The sequence below is a fragment of the Streptomyces sp. A0642 genome, from assembly GCF_004795105.1.
Classification (GTDB): domain Bacteria; phylum Actinomycetota; class Actinomycetes; order Streptomycetales; family Streptomycetaceae; genus Streptomyces.
The window spans coordinates 97,819-115,554 of sequence record NZ_SSBL01000005.1 but is presented as its reverse complement, the minus strand read 5'-3'; the positions used below and the strand labels follow the sequence as shown (position 1 = coordinate 115,554).

Sequence of the window (17,736 nt, the reverse complement as noted above, 5' to 3'; positions counted from 1 at the left end):
ATGACGCGAGCCGAGCAGCCAACGGTCGTGAGCCCCACCTCCGACACACTTGCCGCAGACTCACGCGAGCGCGCCGTACGAGCCCTGTTGCGTGTTCCCCCGCTGAAGCGGTTGTGGAGCGCCCAGCTCGTCGGCAGTACCGGCGATGCACTCGCCCTTCTCGTGCTGGTGTTGCTGTCGCTGCAAGCGGCGGTCCTTGAGGGCTCATTCGGGTCCGGATACCGCGGGGCGGCCTTTGCCGTCGCCGCCGTCTTCGGAGCCCGGATTATTTCCACCCTGCTCTTCGGAGCCGTACTCCTGGGGCCGCTGACGACCCTGACGGCCCCGGGAGGGCCGATCGACCGGCGGTGGCTGATGATCGGCGTCGACGGGCTACGGCTCGCGCTGCTGGTCATCGCGCCCCTGTGGATCGACTGGACGCCCGACAAGGCGCTCATGATGATCCTCATCACCGTCTTCGTGACGGGCGCCGGTGAACGCCTGTGGACGATCGCGAAGGACAGCGCGGCCCCCGCGCTGCTGCCCGCCCCGCCGATCGAGGGTGCGGCGGTGCGTCCGCTGCCCGATCACCTCGACGCGCTGCGCCGGCTGTCCCTGCGTACGGACTTCGCGGCCGTCCCCGTCGCCGCGGCCGTTCTGCTGGTCGCCACCCTGATCGGCAACCTGCTGGGCTCCGGCCTGGAGTGGTTCTCCTTCCACCAGGCGGCCCTCGGCTCGTACGTCGCGGCCGGGCTGTTCTCCGCCTCCGTGTCCACCCTGTACTTCCTGGAAATCCCCGGTACCCCGACGCCCCGTCCGCGCTCGCCCCTGGAGGGGCTGCGGCGTCCGTCCGCCGGCAGCGGACCGGACAAGGGCCGCACCGGCGCGGTCCCGCTGATCGTCGCGACGTGCGCCGCGGTCGCCGGAGCGATCGCGGGCGCGGCCGCGGTCGCCGTACTGCACGCCGCCGACCTCGGCGGCGGACCCGCCACCTTCGCCCTGCTGATCCTCGCCCTGACCGGCGGCACGGGAGCCGGCATCCGCACCGCGCAGAAGGTGCTGCCGGCCCTGTCGCGGCGGCGGCTGCTCTCCCTGGCCACCGCCGTCACCGGAGTCGCCCTCCTGGTGATGGGCCTGGTGCCGGACACGGCGACCGTCGTCCTGATCGCCGTACTCGCCGGATACGCGGCCGGTGTCGCCGCGAACACGGGCCATGTGCTCGTCGACCAGGAGACCGAGGAATCCCGCCGGTCCCGGACCACCGAACACCTCCAGGCCGTCGTCCGCGTCCTGATCGCGCTCGGCGCGGTCGGCGGGCCGCTGGTGGCCGCCGCCATCGGCACCCACCGGCTGACCGCGGGCGACTTCGTCTTCGCGCACGGCGGCGCCGCCTTCACCCTGATGCTCATCGGCGCCCTGCTGCTGCCGGTCGCCGCGATCGTCCTCGCGAAGACGGACGACCGCTCCGGGGTGCCGCTCCGCCGCGATCTGCGTGAGGCGCTGCGCGGCGGCGACCCGGCGGTCGCACCCGCCGCAACCGGCTTCTTCCTCGCCCTGGAGGGCGGCGACGGAGCGGGCAAGTCCACCCAGGTCGAAGCGCTCGCCGAGTGGATCCGCGCCAAGGGCCACGAGGTCGTCGTCACCCGTGAACCGGGCGCGACCCCCGTCGGCCAGCGGTTGCGCTCGATCCTGCTCGACGTGTCGTCGGCCGGGCTGTCCAACCGGGCCGAGGCCCTGCTGTACGCCGCCGACCGCGCCGAGCATGTCGACTCCGTCGTGCGTCCGGCGCTGGAGCGGGGCGCGATCGTCATCTCCGACCGCTACATCGACTCGTCCGTGGCCTACCAGGGGGCGGGCCGCGACCTCGCGCCGACCGAGATCGCCCGGATCTCGCGCTGGGCGACGAGTGGGCTCGTACCGCATCTCACGGTGCTGCTGGACGTCGACCCGCAGACCGCGAGGGAACGGTTCACCGAGGCGCCCGACCGGCTGGAGTCCGAGCCGCCCGAGTTCCACGCCCGCGTGCGCTCCGGCTTCCTGACGCTGGCCGCCGCCGACCCGACGCGCTACCTGGTGGTGGACGCCGGTCAGGAGCCGGAGGCGATCACCACGGCGGTACGTCACCGGCTCGACCAGGTCCTTCCGCTCTCCGAGGCCGAGATCAAGGCCCGGGAAGAGGCGCGCAAGGCCGCCGAGGAGGAGGCCAGGCGCCTCGCCGAGGAGGAGGCGGCGCGCAAGGCGGAGGAGGAGCGCCTGGAGCGTGAGCGCCAGGAGCAGCTCGCCAAGCTCCGTGCCGAGGAGGAGGAGCGCAAGCGCCGCGAGGAGGAGGAAGCGCGCCGCCGCGAGGCCGAACGCCAGGCGGAAGAGGCCCGGCAGCGCGCCGAGGAAGCCCGTCGGATCGCCGAGCAGGAGCGCGTCCGCATCGAGGCGGAGGACGCGGCCCGTGAGGCCGAGCAGGCGCGGCTGCGCCGGCAGGCCGCGGAGGAGGCCCGGCTCCGCGAGGAGGCGGAGGCCCGGCGCCTGGAGAAGCAGCGCAAGGCGGAGGAGGCCCTGCTGCGGGCCGAGGCGGCGCGCAGGCAGGCCGAGGCCGAGGCCGCTGCCGCCGCGGAGAGCGCTCGCGCCCGGGCGGCGGCCGCCCAGGCGGAAGCCGATGCGGAGGCGGCCGCGGCCGCGAAGGCTTCGCGGGATGCCCAGCCCTCACCGCCCTCGCGGCCGGAGTCCTCGCGGTCCGAGTCGTCCGCGCCGGACAACGAGCTGACGGTGCCGACTCCGATCGTCAACCCGAACGAGATCACGCAGCCGGTGCCTTCCCCCGTGGACCCGGAGTCCGGCTCCGGGCGGCCCCGCAGCGCGTCGGCGTCCGCGCCCTGGCCTTCCGACGATGCCGAGACGACGATGATCCCGAAGTTCTCCGACGCGTCCGGGCACCCGGGTTCCGCGGACGAGACGGCGGTCCTTCCGCCGGTACGGGACGAGGGACGGGACACCGGCCGGAACGCCGGGCGCGACGCCGATCCCATGGACCGGGTGCCGCGCGGCATCTTCCGGGACGAGCGGCAGGCGGGCTCCGCACCGGAGGGCGAGAACGAGCGCACCCGCGAGCTGCCGCAGATCCCCGACCCGCACGCGGACCGGGATCAGCAGGAGGCCTCCGGCCGGTCGCGGCGCCCGCGCCCGGACTGGGCGGAGGAGACCCCGCTGGATGATCTGCCCACGCTGGCGGACGAGCTGCTCGGCGATCACGACGACGAGGGCCCCGAGCCCCGGGGCCGGGGACGCCGCCGCTGACCGACCGGCCGCCGATGGCCCCGCGCGAAGAGGCGCGGGGCCATCGGCGTCCCGACGGCTCGACGGGCCTCGACGAGCCGTTGAACCGCCCGTCCGTCCACCCGTCGATCCGTCTCGGTCCACCCGTCCCTCCGTCCGTCTGCCGGGATTGTCAGACCCGTCCCCCACAATGGGAAGCCGGATCGACGAACGTCACGGCTCTCCTCGCGGCGACAGCCGCGACGAGAGCCACACGGAGCCGGGCCGCCGTTCCACGGAACGCCGGCGCGGCCGCACACCACCGGAAGGGCGGTGACCCATGTCCGTATGGGACGACCTGGTCGGCCAGGACCGCGTGCAGGAGCAGCTCGGTGCCGCCGCCCGGGATGCCGACGCGCTGGTCACCGCCCATTCCGCCGGCGAGCCGGTGCCGCCGGGATCGAGGATGACCCACGCCTGGCTGTTCACCGGCCCCCCGGGTTCCGGTCGGTCCACTGCCGCCCGGGCGTTCGCCGCCGCTCTGCAGTGCACCAGCCCGGACCGTGCCCTGGGCGGGGCGCCGGGGTGCGGCTTCTGTGACGGCTGCCACACGAGCCTCATCGGTACGCATGCCGATGTCGACGTGATCCGGACCGATCTGCTCTCCATCGGTGTGAAGGAGACCCGGGAGCTGGTCCGCCGCGCCCAGCTCTCGCCTGCCGTCGGCCGTTGGCAGGTCATCGTCATGGAGGACGCCGACCGCCTCACCGAGGGCGCGGGCAACGTACTGCTCAAGGCGGTCGAGGAGCCCGCGCCCCGCACGGTGTGGCTGCTCTGCGCGCCCTCGCTGGAGGACGTGCTGCCGACGATCCGGTCACGGTGCCGCCACCTCACCCTGCGGACCCCGTCGGTCGACGCCGTCGCCGATGTGCTGATCCGGCGCGACGGGATCGATCCGGAGCGCGCCGCGGCCGCCGCCCGTGCCACCCAGGGGCACATCGGCAGGGCCCGCCGCCTGGCCACCGACGAGCGGGCGCGGGCCCGCAGAGCGGCCGTCCTGAAGCTTCCGCTGCGGGTCGAGGACATCGGCGGCTGCCTCAAGGCCGCCCAGGAGCTGATCGACACCGCCACCGACGACGCGAAGCAGGCGTCCGAGGACGTCGACGTCAAGGAGACGGAAGACATGAAGGCGGCGCTCGGCGCCTCCGCCGGGGGCCGGATGCCGCGGGGCACGGCAGGGGTGATGAAGGACCTGGAGGACCGGCAGAAGCGCCGCAAGACCCGTACGCAGCGCGACAGCCTCGATCTGGCGCTCACCGAACTGACCGGGTTCTACCGCGATGTGCTCGCCCTGCAACTGGGCTCCCGCATCGCCATCGCCAACGCGGACGCCCAGGACTCCCTCGACCGCATCGCCGGCTCGTCCACGCCCGAGCGCACCCTGCGCCGGATCGAGGCCGTGACCGCCTGCCGCCGGGCCCTGGAGCGCAACGTGGCACCGCTGCTCGCGGTGGAGGCGATGACGATGGCGCTGCGGGCGGGCTGAGACACCGGCCGTGGCCGGTTGCGTGTGCCGTCACGACGCCGCCGACCGGCCGCCGAATCACCCGAAAGAGCAGGGAATCGGACGAGCCGACGCCCGGCGGCTACGCTCCGGACATGCACATCAGGCGCCCGCTCCGTACCCTCGCCCTTGCGCTCGGCACTGCCGGCCTCCTCATCTCCGGCTGCACCGACGGGAGTTCGACGACGGGTGCCTCCTCGCCCGCGCAGGCGGCCCCGGCGTCACCCTCCGCCGTTCCGGGGGCGCTGAAGCCGTTCTACGCACAGCACCTGAAGTGGCGGAACTGCGGCGTGACCGGATTCCAGTGCGCCACGATGAAGGCGCCGCTCGACTACGCGGAGCCGGACGGCGGCGAGATCAAACTGGCGGTCTCCCGCAAGAAGGCCACCGGGCCCGGCAAGCGGATCGGCTCCCTCCTGGTCAACCCGGGCGGTCCCGGCGGATCGGCGATCGGCTACCTCCAGGGCTACGCCGCGATCGGCTACCCCGCCCAGGTGCGCGCCCGCTACGACATGGTGGCCATCGACCCGCGCGGAGTGGCGCGCAGCGAACCCGTCGAATGCCTCACCGGTTCACAGATGGACGCCTACACGCAGGTCGACCAGACCCCCGATGACGCCGTCGAGGTCACGAAGCTGAGCGGCGCCTTCAAGAAGTTCGCCACGGGCTGCGAGCAGCGCTCGGGCGAGATCCTGCCGCACGTCTCCACCGTGGAGACGGCCCGTGACATGGACATCCTGCGGGCGCTGCTCGGAGACGAGCAGCTGCACTACGTCGGAGCGTCGTACGGGACCTTCCTGGGCGCCACGTACGCCGAACTCTTCCCCGCGCGGGCGGGCCGACTCGTTCTCGACGGTGCGATGGACCCCTCGCTTCCGTCCGCCGAGATGAACCGGGACCAGACCGCGGGCTTCGAGACCGCGTTCCAGTCCTTCGCGGCGGACTGCGTGAAGAAGGCGGACTGCCCGCTCGGCACGGCGTCCGCCGCCGACGCGGCGACGAACCTGAAGAAGCTGTTCAGCGACCTCGACGCGAAGCCGATCGCCACCGGCGAGTCCCGCAAGCTCGGCGAGTCCCTCGCCACCACGGGCGTCATCGCCGCCATGTACGACGAGTCGGCCTGGCCCCAGCTGCGTGAGGCGCTGGCGGGAGCCAGGGCGGGTGACGGTTCGGGTCTGCTCTCCCTGGCGGACAGCTACTACGAGCGCGAGCCGAACGGCACGTACACGAATCTCATGTACGCCAACGCCGCCGTGAACTGCCTCGACTCCCCGCCCGCCTTCCCCACCTCCCAGGCGGTCACCCAGGCCCTGCCCACCTTCGAGAAGGCGTCGCCGGTCTTCGGGAAGGGCTTCGCCTGGGCCTCCCTGAACTGCGCCTACTGGCCGGTCCCCGCCACCGGCACCCCGCACCCCGTCAAGGCCGAGGGCGCCGCCCCCATCGTGGTCGTCGGCACGACCCGGGACCCGGCGACCCCGTACAAGTGGGCCCGTTCCCTCGCCGGCCAGCTCTCCTCGGGCACCCTCCTCACCTACGAGGGCGACGGGCACACGGCGTACGGCCGGGGCAGCGACTGCATCGACACGGCGATCAACACGTACCTCCTGGAGGGCACCGCGCCGGACGACGGCAAGAAGTGCTCCTGACCTGCGGCTGAGGCGAGGGAACGGGGCGGTACGGAGCACTCCCCGAAACTGTGTAGACTTGGCGACGCTGCTGATCGCACCATGGTGCGACAGGGCGCGCCGCCTTAGCTCAGTTGGCCAGAGCAACGCACTCGTAATGCGTAGGTCTCGGGTTCGAATCCCGAAGGCGGCTCTGTAGAAGCCTCAGGACTCACTCGCCGTGACCTGGGGCTTTTGCTTTTACTGGATGCGCCGCCGCCGCCGGGCGCGGGCCGCGCGAGTGTCGCTGGTCTCAGTTCTGGTCTCAGTGGGGCCCGGATCCGGCTTTGCCGGCGAGGGTACGAAGAACTCGCCCATGCGGCGCATGGCGTCCTTCGACAGGTGGGACCGCCCCTTCACGTACCGCCGGGTCTGGCTGATCTGGGTGTGTCGAAGGATCTCCATGATGGTGGGCATGTCCACGCCCAGTTCGTTCAGGATCGTGCCGGCCGTGTGGCGACTGCCGTCGTACAGGCGGCGGTCGTCGATCCCAGCCTCCACAAGCAACTCCTTGAACTCCTCGTAGTCGGCGCGCGGGTCGAGCGGGCGTCCGTCTGGCCGCGAAAAGACGACGTCGTGCTCCTGCCACAGTTCGGCCGCTGCGGCTCGCATCTCGTCTTGCTGCGCCTTGTGGTCATGCAGGAACGGGATGAAGACGGGCGGGATAGGGACGGCGTTCTGACTCTTCTTGGTCTTGGGCCGGGTGAAGACCAGACCGCCTTCTTTGCGCGCGGGGCAGGCGCTCGCGTGCTTCGTGCACGTCTTGGTGCAGGGCTTCGGGCAACCGCGCTTGTAGCCCTCGTGCGTGGTGCAGTTCGGCGGGCAGGGCCTGAAACGGTGGAGACGCGCTCCGCAGGTGTGCGGGTCGTCGCAGCCGTGCCGCCACGTCAGGCGCTGGAGCTGCCACTTGGGGTGGAACAGCTCGGCCTCCAGGTCGACGTACTGCCACCGCAGCCCGAGCGTTTCGCCCTGCCGGAATCCCATGCCGACGCCGACGATCCACCGCATGAAGGAGGGACGCTTCGCCGCAGCTTCAAGGAACGCCTTCGCTTCCTCCTGCGTGAAGGGGTTGGCTTCCGTCTCGTCGACGCTGGGTGGGTCCACGAGCGTGGCGACGTTCTCGCCGATGATGCGGCGGCGGTGGGCAATCTTCAGGGCGCGGGACAGAATGCGGTGCACCTTCACCACGTGGGACGGTGCGTGTCCGGCATCGAGCAGCGCCCGGTACATGCGTTCCAGGTGCTCCGGCTGAAGCTTGTCGATCCGGTGCTGACCGACCCCCGGGATGATGTCGTTGCGGGTCTTGGACCAGTAGTCATCCAGCGACCGCGGCTTGAGCTTCAGGCTCGCGATGTCGGTGAGGTAGGTCTCCATCCACTTCGCTACGGTCGGCTTGCGCCCCGCGGCCGGCGCGCGGCCCTGGTCGCGGAGACGTTCCAACTCCCGCACCTTGCTCTTGATGCCGGGCTCGGTCTTGGCGCGACGGTGGCGGCGGTCAGGACTGCCGTCGTTCTTCACGCCCATCGTCACGCGACCGTGCCACCAGCCGTCGGCACCGAGGTAGAAAGACGATTCCATGTTGGGCTTTCGCGGGCTCATGCGTTCCTCCATGCGGGAGGCGCCCCGAGCGGGATGCTCGGGGCGCCTCGGGGGTGCTCAGATCAGCCGGACAGGGGGGCGAGGTTCTTTACGTACGTTTCGAGGTCCGCCCGCCGGATGCGGCGGATGCTGCCCAACTTGATGTACTTGAGCGCTCCTTCGGCCATCAGCTCGTAGACAGTCGATCGGCCGACTGCGAGTGCTTCGGCAGCTTCCTCCGGCTTGTACAGGAGTCGGTCGATGGGGGCGGCGATCGCGGTGCTCATCCGGGGTGCCTCCTGGGCAGTCGTCATTGCCTTCGGGGGTTGAGCTCAAGACCTTGGCCTGCGTGTGTCCTAGGTGCGGATTTCTGCGTCACAGCGTCACCAGCGTCACGCGGGCTTTTGACCTGGTGTTTTGTGTGACGCGGGGGTGCTTCCCTGCGTCATCGGTGCGTCACGGCCTGCGTCACGGCGTGACGCAGGTGACGCAGGATGACGCAGAGATTTCCGTCTGCGTCACGCCTGTATCCGCAGGCCAGAGGACGTGTTTGCCGTCCGCGTGACGCTGTGACGCAGAGCTTCCCTACTTAGGAAAAGAAGGGGCGTTCGTAGTAGTCCGGGTGCCCCTCAGAGCGCGAGTGAGGGGCCGCTGCGCGGCACGACCCTTGGGCGGCGTTCCGCCGAACAGCAAGAAGAGCACGCGGCCCCTGGGAGCGGGTGCTCTTCTTGCTTGTCCGGGCGAACGGGCTGCGGGTCAGAACGCTTCGGTCTGCTCGTGCGGGGTCGGTGCGGCGCGGCGGGTCATTTCGAGGTAGCGGCCCTCGCGGGTGCGGCCCGAGTCGATGAGCACCCCACGGGCGGCCAGGGTGGGTTGGAGGCGCTTGAGGCGGTCGGAGAGGACTTTGCCGGTGGTCGGCCACCCTTTGGGCAGGGGCCGCAGATCGTCGCCGTTGTAGACGCTGCTGAGGCAGTGCAGCCACTGGGTGGAGGTCATCCGCTGGTCGCCGCCTGGTTCGATGCTCTCGGCATGCTGGAGAACGGTCTGCGCGAGGAGATCGCCTTCGATCACGTCGTCGTTCAGGTCGTCCAGGCTGGCCCGGTAGGCGGCGAGTGCTCCGAGGCTGGACGTCGCGTCGAACTGCGCGCACAGGTGGGCGAAGTCGGCCATCCGCAGATCGGTGGGCGTCTCCGCCTCGGCCGCGCGGACCTTGACCGTGAGGTCCAGGAGCGACCCGAGGATGACGGGCAGCGCCTCTTCGAACTCCGCCCACAGTTCGGCCTCGGTGCGGCGGACGCGGGGGCGCTCCAGGCGCAACGGCAGAAGTCGTTCCGCGAGGTCACCCCGGAGGACGCCCACGTCGATGCCGGTCAGGAGCAGGGGGCGGCGGTAGCCGACGCGGTGCACGTCGCCGTCGGTGAACAGGGCCCGCTTCACGCTCTCGGCCCCGGTGACGACGCAGCACATGGCGTCGGCGAGGTCCGGCGTCAGGTGGGAGAGGTTGTCCAGCGCGGTGACCCATCCCGCCGCCACGGCCGCGATCAGGTTCTCCTCATCCTTGGGCGCCCGACGCAAGTCGCCGCTCATGCCCTCGATGATCCGCACGAGCATCCGGCCGGCCGTGGACTTGCCCGCGCCCTGCGGGCCGGTGAGGAACGGGGCGGGGACGGGCACCGACGGGCCCAGACAGCCGACCAGCCACGCCATAGCAAGGCACTCGGTCTCCGCGTTGGCGAAGTTCGTCAGCCTGAACAACAGGTCAATGCCCTTGCCGTCGGTGTCCTTGACCGGCAACGGGAGTTCCCCGGTGAGCTGGGTGCGCCGCCAGCACACCTCCCGAGGGTCGGGCACGGTGATGTCCCAGCCGGTGGGGTGGATACGGACGGACTGCCCGTCGCTGCGGCCCAGGTCCAGCCACGTCGCCCCGTCGAATCCGGGGGCCACGCGGATGTGCACGGGCTGGGTGTTCTCAGTCAGTGCCAAAGCCTCGATCAGGTCCAGCGCCTCCTTGAGCGCGGTCCCGTTGAACACGCCGCGCCCGTCCTTGAACAGCCCCACCATGAGTTCCTGCCGGTGGCTGCCGGTCGTGCCCTGGGAGCGGATCGGGCGGGCGACGGGGTGGCCATTCTTCTGCGCGTACACGGTGCCATCCGCGGTGCGGAAGTACCGGAAGTGCGCCTGCGCGTAGTCGGTGATGACCTCGCGGGCGGGGTTCTTCTCGTCGTCAGCCATGGTCACAGTCCCAACCTGGTCTGGGCGTTGGTCCACGCGACCGTGCAGTGCCGGACGGACTCGCCCTTGGTCTGGGCGGCGGTGAACAGCCGCGTGATGTGGGTTTCGGTCAGGCAGCCGCACCGGCCGTGCGCGGACAGCACCGCGAGGAAGGTCCGGTAGACGGTCGCGTGCACGGCGCTGCGGGCCTCGGTGATGCGCTGCTCGGCCATGGCGATGCCACGGTCCAGATAGGCGGGCATGCGGTGCGGGCACTGGCCGCCTCCGGCCCGTGGGGGCACGTTGACGGTTGATGGTCGGACCGTGGAGGGTTCTTTCACGGTCAGCGCGCGTACGACGTCCGGCAGATCAGCCATGGTGCCGCTACCGGGGCCGAGCCACCGTGCGTAGGACATGGCCGACTTGATGTCCACGCCGGGCCGTACGGCGTTGGCAGACTGCATGGCGCCCTGGTAGAGCCAGTGCTCGCCCCGGGTCGTCGGCACGGTCCGTGTGGCGGGCAGAGTCGCGCGGGCCCATGCGATGGCGGCCGGGTTGTCTAGGTCGACGACGGTCAGACCGGCACCGCCCGGGTGGTAGGCGACCCCGGCAGCGTCCCACCACGCTTGTGCCCACATGGCCGAGTTGATGACGTGCGGGTCGGTGGTGGCGGCGGCCCATCCGTGGCACGGCCTCGGGCACTGGCACGGGCCGGGGGCCTTCATGTTCGGCCGGCCACCGCACGCGTTGTCCCGGCAGGCGCGGCAGTTCCCGAACGGCACCTTCCCCTCCCGCAGCGGCAGGACAGGCACCGCGCGGGCAGCAAGGGCCACCGCGGACGCCAGATGTAAGGCGGGCCGGTGGGCGGGGGCTCGCTGGGTCAGGGCGTGTTGAGTCATGCTGGGGGTCTCCAGTTCTCTGATGAGGGTTGCTGGACGAGGGCGGCCCCGACTTTGGCGAGACGGGGGCCGCCCTCATCAGTTGGGTGTCAGGCGGCCTTGTCGGCGGTGAGTCCGCCGTCCGGGCGCCGGGTGACGCGGCCGGTGTCGGTGAGGCGCTTGACGACCTTGGACACGGTTCCCTTGGAGAGCCCGGTCTGCTCGGCAAGGTCCTTCTGCCGGACGGGGTTCTCTGCTGCGGTGACGATGGACAAGACCCGCTCCTCGGCGCTGTCCGGGGCAGTGGCCGGCACGGACTTCACGAGACGCAGCGACGGAGCTTCTGCGGTCGTGGTGTCGGGTGTGCCGTGCCAGCGTTTCGCGGGGAGGGCCTTGACCATGTCGTCGGTCATCCTCCATGTGCGGATGAGGTGGGGGCCGTGGCCACCGAGGTACCCGTGGCCGCGCATGTCCTTTCTCGCGGGGATGAGGTGGGGGCCGTAGTCCGCGTCGTCGTCCAGGGCGACCTGGGCGTGGGTGAGGTTCTTGACCCGCAGCGCGAACCGGCTGTCGGTGTTCGCCGCGATCTGCGCGTGGATACCGGGAGCGTCCCCGGACGTCACCGGGTACTGCGTCGCCCACTTCAACACCACGCCCCGGGAGCGGCCCAGCGCGCTGATGTCGATGAGCTGCTGAGTCAGCGCCTTGTCCTTGAGCGCCAGGATCACGCGCCCTTCATCGACGAACAGGGTGAGCTGGGGCCCGTCCCAGACCGACAGGCCCCGGCGCTTCATGTCCACCTTCCGGCGGTTCATCTCCGCGTGGACCTCGGCCACCGTCGAGCGGATCTCCTCGGGCTCCACGGCCGTGCGGCAGACCTCTTCCCAGATGGTGGCCTCTTCGCCCTTGCCATCGACGAACACCAGATCACCCGTGATGTGAGCCTTCGCCATGTGCGGCCGCGACGACCAGCTCTTGCCCGAGCCGGAAGCACCGGCCACGGTCAGGCGGTTGTCCAGCGGGATATCCACCGGCTGGCCGGTCACGGTGTCCAGCCCGATCCCCACGGCATCCGGCGTCCAGTCCATCCGCGCGCCATCGGCCGCGAGACGAGTCCGCAATGTGATGGTCGCCCACCCGCCGCGCTCGCCCGCCTGAATCTCTATCCGCAGCGCGGTCCGGCACCCCAGGAGCGCGCGCACGTTGTCCTCGGCGTCGGCCAGCTTTCCCGGAGTCCACTTCCCGTCCAGCCGGACCGCGACCGTGATGCCCGAGGCGGTGAGCGCGGGCCGTCCGGTGATGGTCCCGGCCAGGCCGCGTAGTTCGGCGTGCTCGCGCCAGTGCTCGGGCTGCAGCCGCTTGAGCAGATCGCGTTCCTCGGCGGTCGGCTCGAACTCCGGCTTGGCCGGCCGGTGGGTGAGTGCCCACACGATCGTGCCGGCCACGGCTACGGTCACCGCGATGGCCGACCACATCCACACCCGGCCCGGAACGAGCGGCAGCCCCACGTATCCGGCGGCTCCGATAGCGAGTGCGGTCTTGGATGCGAACAGCCACATCGGGTCGGGTACCCGGCGCTTGGCCGTGGCCAGCTCTCGCTCAGCGCGGTGAACGAGGGAGGTGACGCCCTGCGGGTCGACGGCCCGCGCCTGGGCAACGGCGCGGCGGGCGTCTCCGACCATGGGGCGGCGCTCGGCCCGCAGGGTGCGGCGGCGCGCGGACTCGGTGCGCCAGCGTTCGTGACTCCAGCGGGCGGCGGTGGCGGCGTACTTGCGTTGGATCTGCCAGGCTGATGCGTGGCTCATGGGGTGGTACCTCTCATGTCTGTGAGTCGGTGGTGACGGGCCCTGCGATGGCCCGTCACCACACCTGTGGACACGCGGAGTTACGGAGTTTCCGGTTTCCTGGTTTCCCTCAGGGGGCCCTACGCGTGCGCGCGCGAACCGCGAAACTTCGCTCACGCAGCGTCGCTACGGGGTCTCTGGCCGCCGAACGCGGCCCGGGGGGTCTCAACCCACCCGCGAGGGGGGTCAGGCGCTCTGCGGGCCACCTACGGCTTCGCTGCTTCGTTAGCACGGAGAAGCGGGATCGACAGCACGGCCAGCGGGCGGGAACATGCCCGGATGAACGTCTGGGAGATGAGCGAGCGCGACTACTTCGCCAACGTGGCCAAGCGACCGGGGATGTTCATCGGGGCGACGACGCTGGCCGGCGTGGTGAGCTATCTGTGCGGATACGACGCACACTCGCGCCGCCATGGCGGCCCGGGCCTCGACTGGCGCGAATGGCTGGTCTACCGGGGAAAACGAGACTGCAACCACGACTGGCCTGGCCTGGTTCGGCACATAGCCCTCCCCGAGGGCTGGGAAGCCGACCTCACTCCCGACCAGGAAGAGCGCACCATCAAGGTGCTGTTCGAACTGCTTGACGAATACCTCGCCGCCCGCGAGGCGACCCAGGAGCAGGCCACAGCGAGCGATCACGTGCGGTGATGCCCAGCTCGGGCAGCAGGAGACGTCAGCGTCGGCGCGCCTTGCGGACCCTCTTCGCTGCGGCCTTGCCATCCGACCCACCGACCGACTTCACGACGCTCACCACGCCCCACGCCATGACCGCCGCAAGGAACGCGAGCATCGCCAGGTTCGCGGCGATCGCGGTCAGGACACCAACCAGCAGCGGGCCGAAATAGACGCCGGCCGCGACCGCCCCCGCACCGACACCCGAGCCGAGCGCGATGCGCTGAACGGTGCGGTCCGGCGGGGCGTGGTGGATGTGCTGGACGATCTGCTGCGGCGCCTGCTGGACGGGCAGGTGCGCCGGATCGGCGTAGGTGTAGGTGCCGTCCGGGAGCTGGATCACGGTCAGGGCCCGGGGTGCGGGCAGGTTGGGGTCCATGCGAGTCCTTCCAGGTCAGGAAGTCAGCGGGGAGTCGTGGCAGGGGACGCACATGCCGAGCGAGCGCGGGATGCAGTACCCGGCATCCCGGCGGCAGGCGGGGCAGGTGCGACGGGCCCGCATCGCCTTGGCCAGCGCCTCGGTACGGCCCGGAGTCATGGGGCGGACCGGCCTGGCCAGGTCGATGCGGTAGAGGTAGGCGACCAACGGAGCCCGGCGGCGGCGCGGCCGGTGGACTTCCGCGACGACCTGCTGACCACCCGGGCGCAGCCCCATGGCGCGGAGTTGCCGGCGGGTGGCCAGGCCATCGGGGGCAAGTCGCCACCGGTAGGCGGGCAGGCCGCTCACGCGGAGACTCGCTCAAGAGCCGAGGTGGGGTCGCGCAGTTCCTGGTAGCGGGTGGAGACCCAGCCGACCGACCAGCCGCACAGGTCTGCGGCCGTGCGGACGGGAAGCCCGGAGCCGTAGGCGGCGGTGACGATCTGCCGGGCCCTGTCCTCGGGCAGCTTGGTGTCCACCGGGCCACCGGACAGCAGCGCTTCGCGTTCACGGGCCTCACGCTCGGCACGCTCCTGCTGCTGCCGGCGCTCGGCCTGCTCACGCTCCAGCCGCTCGCGCTCCCGGCGCTGTACGGCGTCGCGTTCAAGGCGTTCACGCTCGGCGCGCTGCTGTTCACGCTCGTGTTCACGGCGTTCACGGGCCTCGCGCTCGGCACGCTCCCGAGCCTCGGCCCGCTCGCGCTCCTCACGCCGTATGGCTTCCTGCCGGGCGGTCTGTTCACGGGCGATCAGCGCTTCGTGCTCGCGCTGTTCACGGGCCAACTGGGCCGCGTGCTCGCGCTCCTCACGGGCCCGCCGCTCCTGTGCCTCGCGGCGTTCGTCAGCGGCCCGCTCGCGCTCTGCCCGCTCGGCTTTGAGCTGGGCTTCGCGGGCCGTCTGCGCGGCGGTGATTGCCTGCCGATAGGCGAGCCCGGTCTCTGCGGTGACGATCAGCAGCAAAGGCGCGACCGCGTGCACGGCCACTCCGACCAGCTCTTTCCTCAGCGCGGAGTCCGCCACGTTCAGGGCCAGAGTCATCGCTCCGGTCATCCACCGCAGCGCAATCGGCCACCGCCCGCCGTGCCCGCCCAGCCGGGCCAGAACCGCGTCCAGACGCACGACGATGACCACCGCCGCATCCACCACCAACGGGAGGATGGGGGCGGTCCAGGTCCAGCCCTCGGGGGTGTGGCGCTCCATCAGCGGGGTGACCGTGAGGATGGAGAACAGCATCGCGCCGCCCACGATCAGCCACGTCCCGACCGACAACGCGCGTTCCGCTGAACGGATCTGAACATCGTTCACGACGCCACCTCCCGCACCCGCGTCGAGGCGATCAGGCGGACCGGGCCGGCCGGGTCGTCACCGGGGGCGTGGTCCTCGGTCCAGTCCCAGACCGGGCCGTCCGTGAACGCGTAGCCGAGCGCGTCCAGGGCCCGTGAACGGTCCTGAACGCTCGGCACGGCGTCACCGTCGAAGACGTACTCGGGCCACTGGGAGACCAGCCCGCCGAGGATCACCACGTACAGGCGCCACCGGCCGGTGCTCCGGCCGATGGACATCTGCGCGATGAAGGCGTCAGCCGCGCTCACGCCGCACCGCCCGGCTGCACCGTGCCGGCGCGGTTCGTCAGGTCGCGGCGCGCGGCCATGACCCGGTTACGGGCCCGGCGCACCCGCCGTACATCCAGCTCGTTCGCCGGCCGGTCGATGGTCATGATCTGCGCGTCCAGCAACTCGACTTCCGCCCGGATAAGCGGCATCTCCAGCTCGATCGCGTCCAGCTCGGCGGCCGACGGCTCGAAGTCGAGCGAGGCGGCCGTAACAAGGTTCTGAAGTGCAGCGATGGTCTTCATGGGTCGTGGTCTCCCTAGCAGGTGCGACGGCCCGGACAGCGGCCCCGGTGTGTCAGCACCGGGGCCGCGCGCCGTCTGTGGGTGAAGCGGGAAGAGGTGTTCCGGCTCTCCTCTGCCCCGCCCGTACGAGACGGGCGGGGGAGGCAACCGGCCGCAGCAGTCGAGGCGTGCGGTGTGGTTGACGTGCGTGTCTCCTTCGGGGGCGACTCCCGTTTCACGGAAGAGCCGCTAGCCCGTTGTAGGCAGAGACGTGACCTTTCGGTCTCGTGCCATCCGGTTGACAAGGGATCCGGTGCCCTCCCCCCGACCGATGCGGGGCTCCTGTGCCGTGCAGCCCACCGCCGTAGGCAGAGGGAATAAGCCGCAAGCGAGCACACTTGAAGGAGCTGCACCACTTGCTCAACTTGTTGGTACAAGCTGATGCAGTGATGGTGCACCAACGGACTGTGAAGCGTCAAGCGATCGGGGCCCACATGTACCAACAAGTTGAGCGAGTGCGTCATGATGGAGTCATGAGCAAGCAGCCGAAGTACCGGCAAGTCGCGGATGCTCTGCGCCGCGAAATCGACAACGGGACGTATCCGCCAGGGGCGCGTCTCCCCTCGGAGAGCGAGCTGTCGGCGCGTTTCGACGCGTCGCGGAACACCGTGCGGTCCGGGCTTGGCCTGCTCGTTACGCAGGGGCTTGTCACGTCCAGCCAGGGCCTCGGGTACGAGGTGGCCAAGCATGAGGTGTTCGAATTGAACGCCTCTCGGTTCGAGAACCTGAGCTTCCCGCAGAACGGGGACGCGTACAGCACGGACGTCACGGCCGCGGGCCGTCGCCCGCACCAGACGTTCAGGGTCGAGATCCTGCCTGCGCCGGCCGAAGTGGCGGAGCGGCTCACAATCGACCCTCACTCACGTACCGTTCTCCGGTTCTGCCACCGGTACGTCGACGATGTGCCGTGGTCGACCCAGGCCACGTACTACCCGGCGTGGCTGGCCGATGAGGCGCCCCGCCTTGCAGAGCCAGGCGACATCGAAGAGGGCACCACCCGATACCTGGCCGCTCATGGGACCGAACAGATCGGGTACTTCGACGAGATCTCAACCCGCATGCCGACCCCGGACGAGGCACGGTTGCTGGAGATTGGTGCGGGGGTGCCAGTGCTGCTCTGGATGCGTACCGGGTACTCGGCGGAGCGGCCGATTCGCTGCACCATCACGACGTTCCGGGGCGACCTGAACCGGATGAACTACGAGATCGGCGACCAGGCCGCGCGAAGCGAGTACGAACCACAGTGAAGATCACCACCGCGCGCCCGCACGACGTGACCAAGCTGTTGGCCTTCCGCGAGGAAGCAGCAGCTTGGCTCACGCGCCTCGGTAGCGACCAGTGGCAGCGCCCCTACCCGGCTGATCGGCTGCTCGCCACGATCCGGGCGGGATCTGTCTTCCTGGTCATGGATGGCGACATGACAGCAGCCACCATCACGCTCTCGCAGGACGTAGAAGAGGGCTTGTGGACCGAGCAGGAGTTGAGTGAGCCGTCAACCTTTGTGACCAAGTTGACTGTGGCTCGGAGCCACGCCGGGCAGAATCTCGGGAGTCGGCTACTGGACTGGGCAGGCGACAGGGCCTATCGCAATGGCGTGGATTGGCTACGCCTCGACGCTTGGACGACGAATGAGGCGCTGCAGCGGTACTACGTTCGACAGGGGTTCCAGCACGTGCGCACTGTCCGTGAGGGTGGCGCGGTGAACGGAGGGCCACGCGTTTCCGGATGGCTTGCGCAGCGTCCCACCGCACCCGCTGTATCCGGCTTCGACGACGCTACCGGCTGACGC

General features: G+C 70.6%; 16 protein-coding genes and 1 tRNA gene. 7 read left to right on the top strand and 10 right to left on the bottom strand.

Annotated features, from left to right (window positions below):
• The 4 genes from tmk (at position 1) to E6R60_RS12105 (ending at position 6,607) form a co-directional block, all read left to right on the top strand.
• Positions 1-3,267 (top strand): dTMP kinase, encoded by a 3,267-nt coding sequence (tmk, locus tag E6R60_RS12120; protein ID WP_206309392.1) that lies wholly within the window; start codon positions 1-3, stop codon positions 3,265-3,267.
• Positions 3,268-3,565: 298 nt separating this feature from the next.
• Positions 3,566-4,771 (top strand): DNA polymerase III subunit delta', encoded by a 1,206-nt coding sequence (locus E6R60_RS12115; RefSeq protein ID WP_136326510.1) that lies wholly within the window; start codon positions 3,566-3,568, stop codon positions 4,769-4,771.
• A 113-nt stretch (positions 4,772-4,884) separates the two neighbouring features.
• Positions 4,885-6,435, top strand: coding sequence for an alpha/beta hydrolase (locus E6R60_RS12110; RefSeq protein ID WP_136326509.1), 1,551 nt, complete (start codon positions 4,885-4,887; stop codon positions 6,433-6,435).
• A gap of 98 nt (positions 6,436-6,533) precedes the next feature.
• Positions 6,534-6,607: transfer RNA gene (locus tag E6R60_RS12105), tRNA-Thr, on the top strand.
• A gap of 47 nt (positions 6,608-6,654) precedes the next feature.
• On the opposite strand, the gene E6R60_RS12100 is transcribed toward E6R60_RS12105, so the two are convergent.
• From E6R60_RS12100 to E6R60_RS12080, 5 genes are all read right to left on the bottom strand, one after another.
• Positions 6,655-8,052 carry a site-specific integrase gene (locus E6R60_RS12100; RefSeq protein WP_136326508.1) on the bottom strand — a complete coding sequence of 466 codons (1,398 nt, stop codon included), beginning with the start codon at positions 8,050-8,052 and terminating at the stop codon, positions 6,655-6,657.
• Between the two features lie 62 nt (positions 8,053-8,114).
• Positions 8,115-8,318, bottom strand: coding sequence for a helix-turn-helix domain-containing protein (locus E6R60_RS12095; RefSeq protein WP_136326507.1), 204 nt, complete (start codon positions 8,316-8,318; stop codon positions 8,115-8,117).
• A gap of 469 nt (positions 8,319-8,787) precedes the next feature.
• Positions 8,788-10,263: an ATP-binding protein gene (locus E6R60_RS12090; RefSeq protein ID WP_136326506.1), complete on the bottom strand. Its 1,476-nt coding sequence runs from the start codon at positions 10,261-10,263 to the stop codon at positions 8,788-8,790.
• A 2-nt stretch (positions 10,264-10,265) separates the two neighbouring features.
• Positions 10,266-11,141 (bottom strand): bifunctional DNA primase/polymerase, encoded by an 876-nt coding sequence (locus tag E6R60_RS12085; protein WP_136326505.1) that lies wholly within the window; start codon positions 11,139-11,141, stop codon positions 10,266-10,268.
• 89 nt (positions 11,142-11,230) lie between these two features.
• Complete coding sequence (locus E6R60_RS12080; RefSeq protein ID WP_136326504.1) at positions 11,231-12,925, bottom strand: MarR family transcriptional regulator; 1,695 nt, start codon at positions 12,923-12,925, stop codon at positions 11,231-11,233.
• Between the two features lie 318 nt (positions 12,926-13,243).
• Between E6R60_RS12080 and E6R60_RS12075 the strand changes: the two genes are divergently transcribed.
• On the top strand, positions 13,244-13,612 hold the full coding sequence (locus E6R60_RS12075) for a hypothetical protein (protein ID WP_136326503.1): 369 nt from the start codon (positions 13,244-13,246) through the stop codon (positions 13,610-13,612).
• A gap of 25 nt (positions 13,613-13,637) precedes the next feature.
• On the opposite strand, the gene E6R60_RS12070 is transcribed toward E6R60_RS12075, so the two are convergent.
• Genes E6R60_RS12070 through E6R60_RS12050 form a run of 5 tightly spaced genes read right to left on the bottom strand, consistent with a single transcriptional unit; the run spans position 13,638 to position 15,908 of the window.
• Entirely contained in the window at positions 13,638-14,015 is a 378-nt protein-coding gene (locus E6R60_RS12070) for a DUF6251 family protein (RefSeq protein ID WP_136326502.1), read from the bottom strand.
• 15 nt (positions 14,016-14,030) lie between these two features.
• Entirely contained in the window at positions 14,031-14,363 is a 333-nt protein-coding gene (locus E6R60_RS12065; RefSeq protein WP_136326501.1) for an RRQRL motif-containing zinc-binding protein, read from the bottom strand.
• Entirely contained in the window at positions 14,360-15,358 is a 999-nt protein-coding gene (locus E6R60_RS12060; RefSeq protein ID WP_136326500.1) for a DUF2637 domain-containing protein, read from the bottom strand. The genes E6R60_RS12065 and E6R60_RS12060 overlap by 4 nt, the downstream gene beginning before the upstream one ends.
• A complete protein-coding gene (locus E6R60_RS12055) occupies positions 15,355-15,645 on the bottom strand; it encodes a DUF6303 family protein (protein WP_240802515.1) in 291 nt (96 codons plus the stop codon). The genes E6R60_RS12060 and E6R60_RS12055 overlap by 4 nt, the downstream gene beginning before the upstream one ends.
• Positions 15,642-15,908, bottom strand: coding sequence for a DUF6284 family protein (locus tag E6R60_RS12050; protein WP_136326499.1), 267 nt, complete (start codon positions 15,906-15,908; stop codon positions 15,642-15,644). Before E6R60_RS12050 ends, E6R60_RS12055 begins: the two co-directional genes overlap by 4 nt.
• Positions 15,909-16,420: 512 nt before the next feature.
• Between E6R60_RS12050 and E6R60_RS12045 the strand changes: the two genes are divergently transcribed.
• The gene (locus E6R60_RS12045; protein ID WP_136326498.1) at positions 16,421-17,194 is read left to right on the top strand and encodes a GntR family transcriptional regulator; all 774 of its coding nucleotides are present in this window, start codon (positions 16,421-16,423) and stop codon (positions 17,192-17,194) included.
• Entirely contained in the window at positions 17,191-17,733 is a 543-nt protein-coding gene (locus E6R60_RS12040) for a GNAT family N-acetyltransferase (protein WP_136326497.1), read from the top strand. Before E6R60_RS12045 ends, E6R60_RS12040 begins: the two co-directional genes overlap by 4 nt.
• The last annotated feature ends 3 nt before the right edge of the window (positions 17,734-17,736 follow it).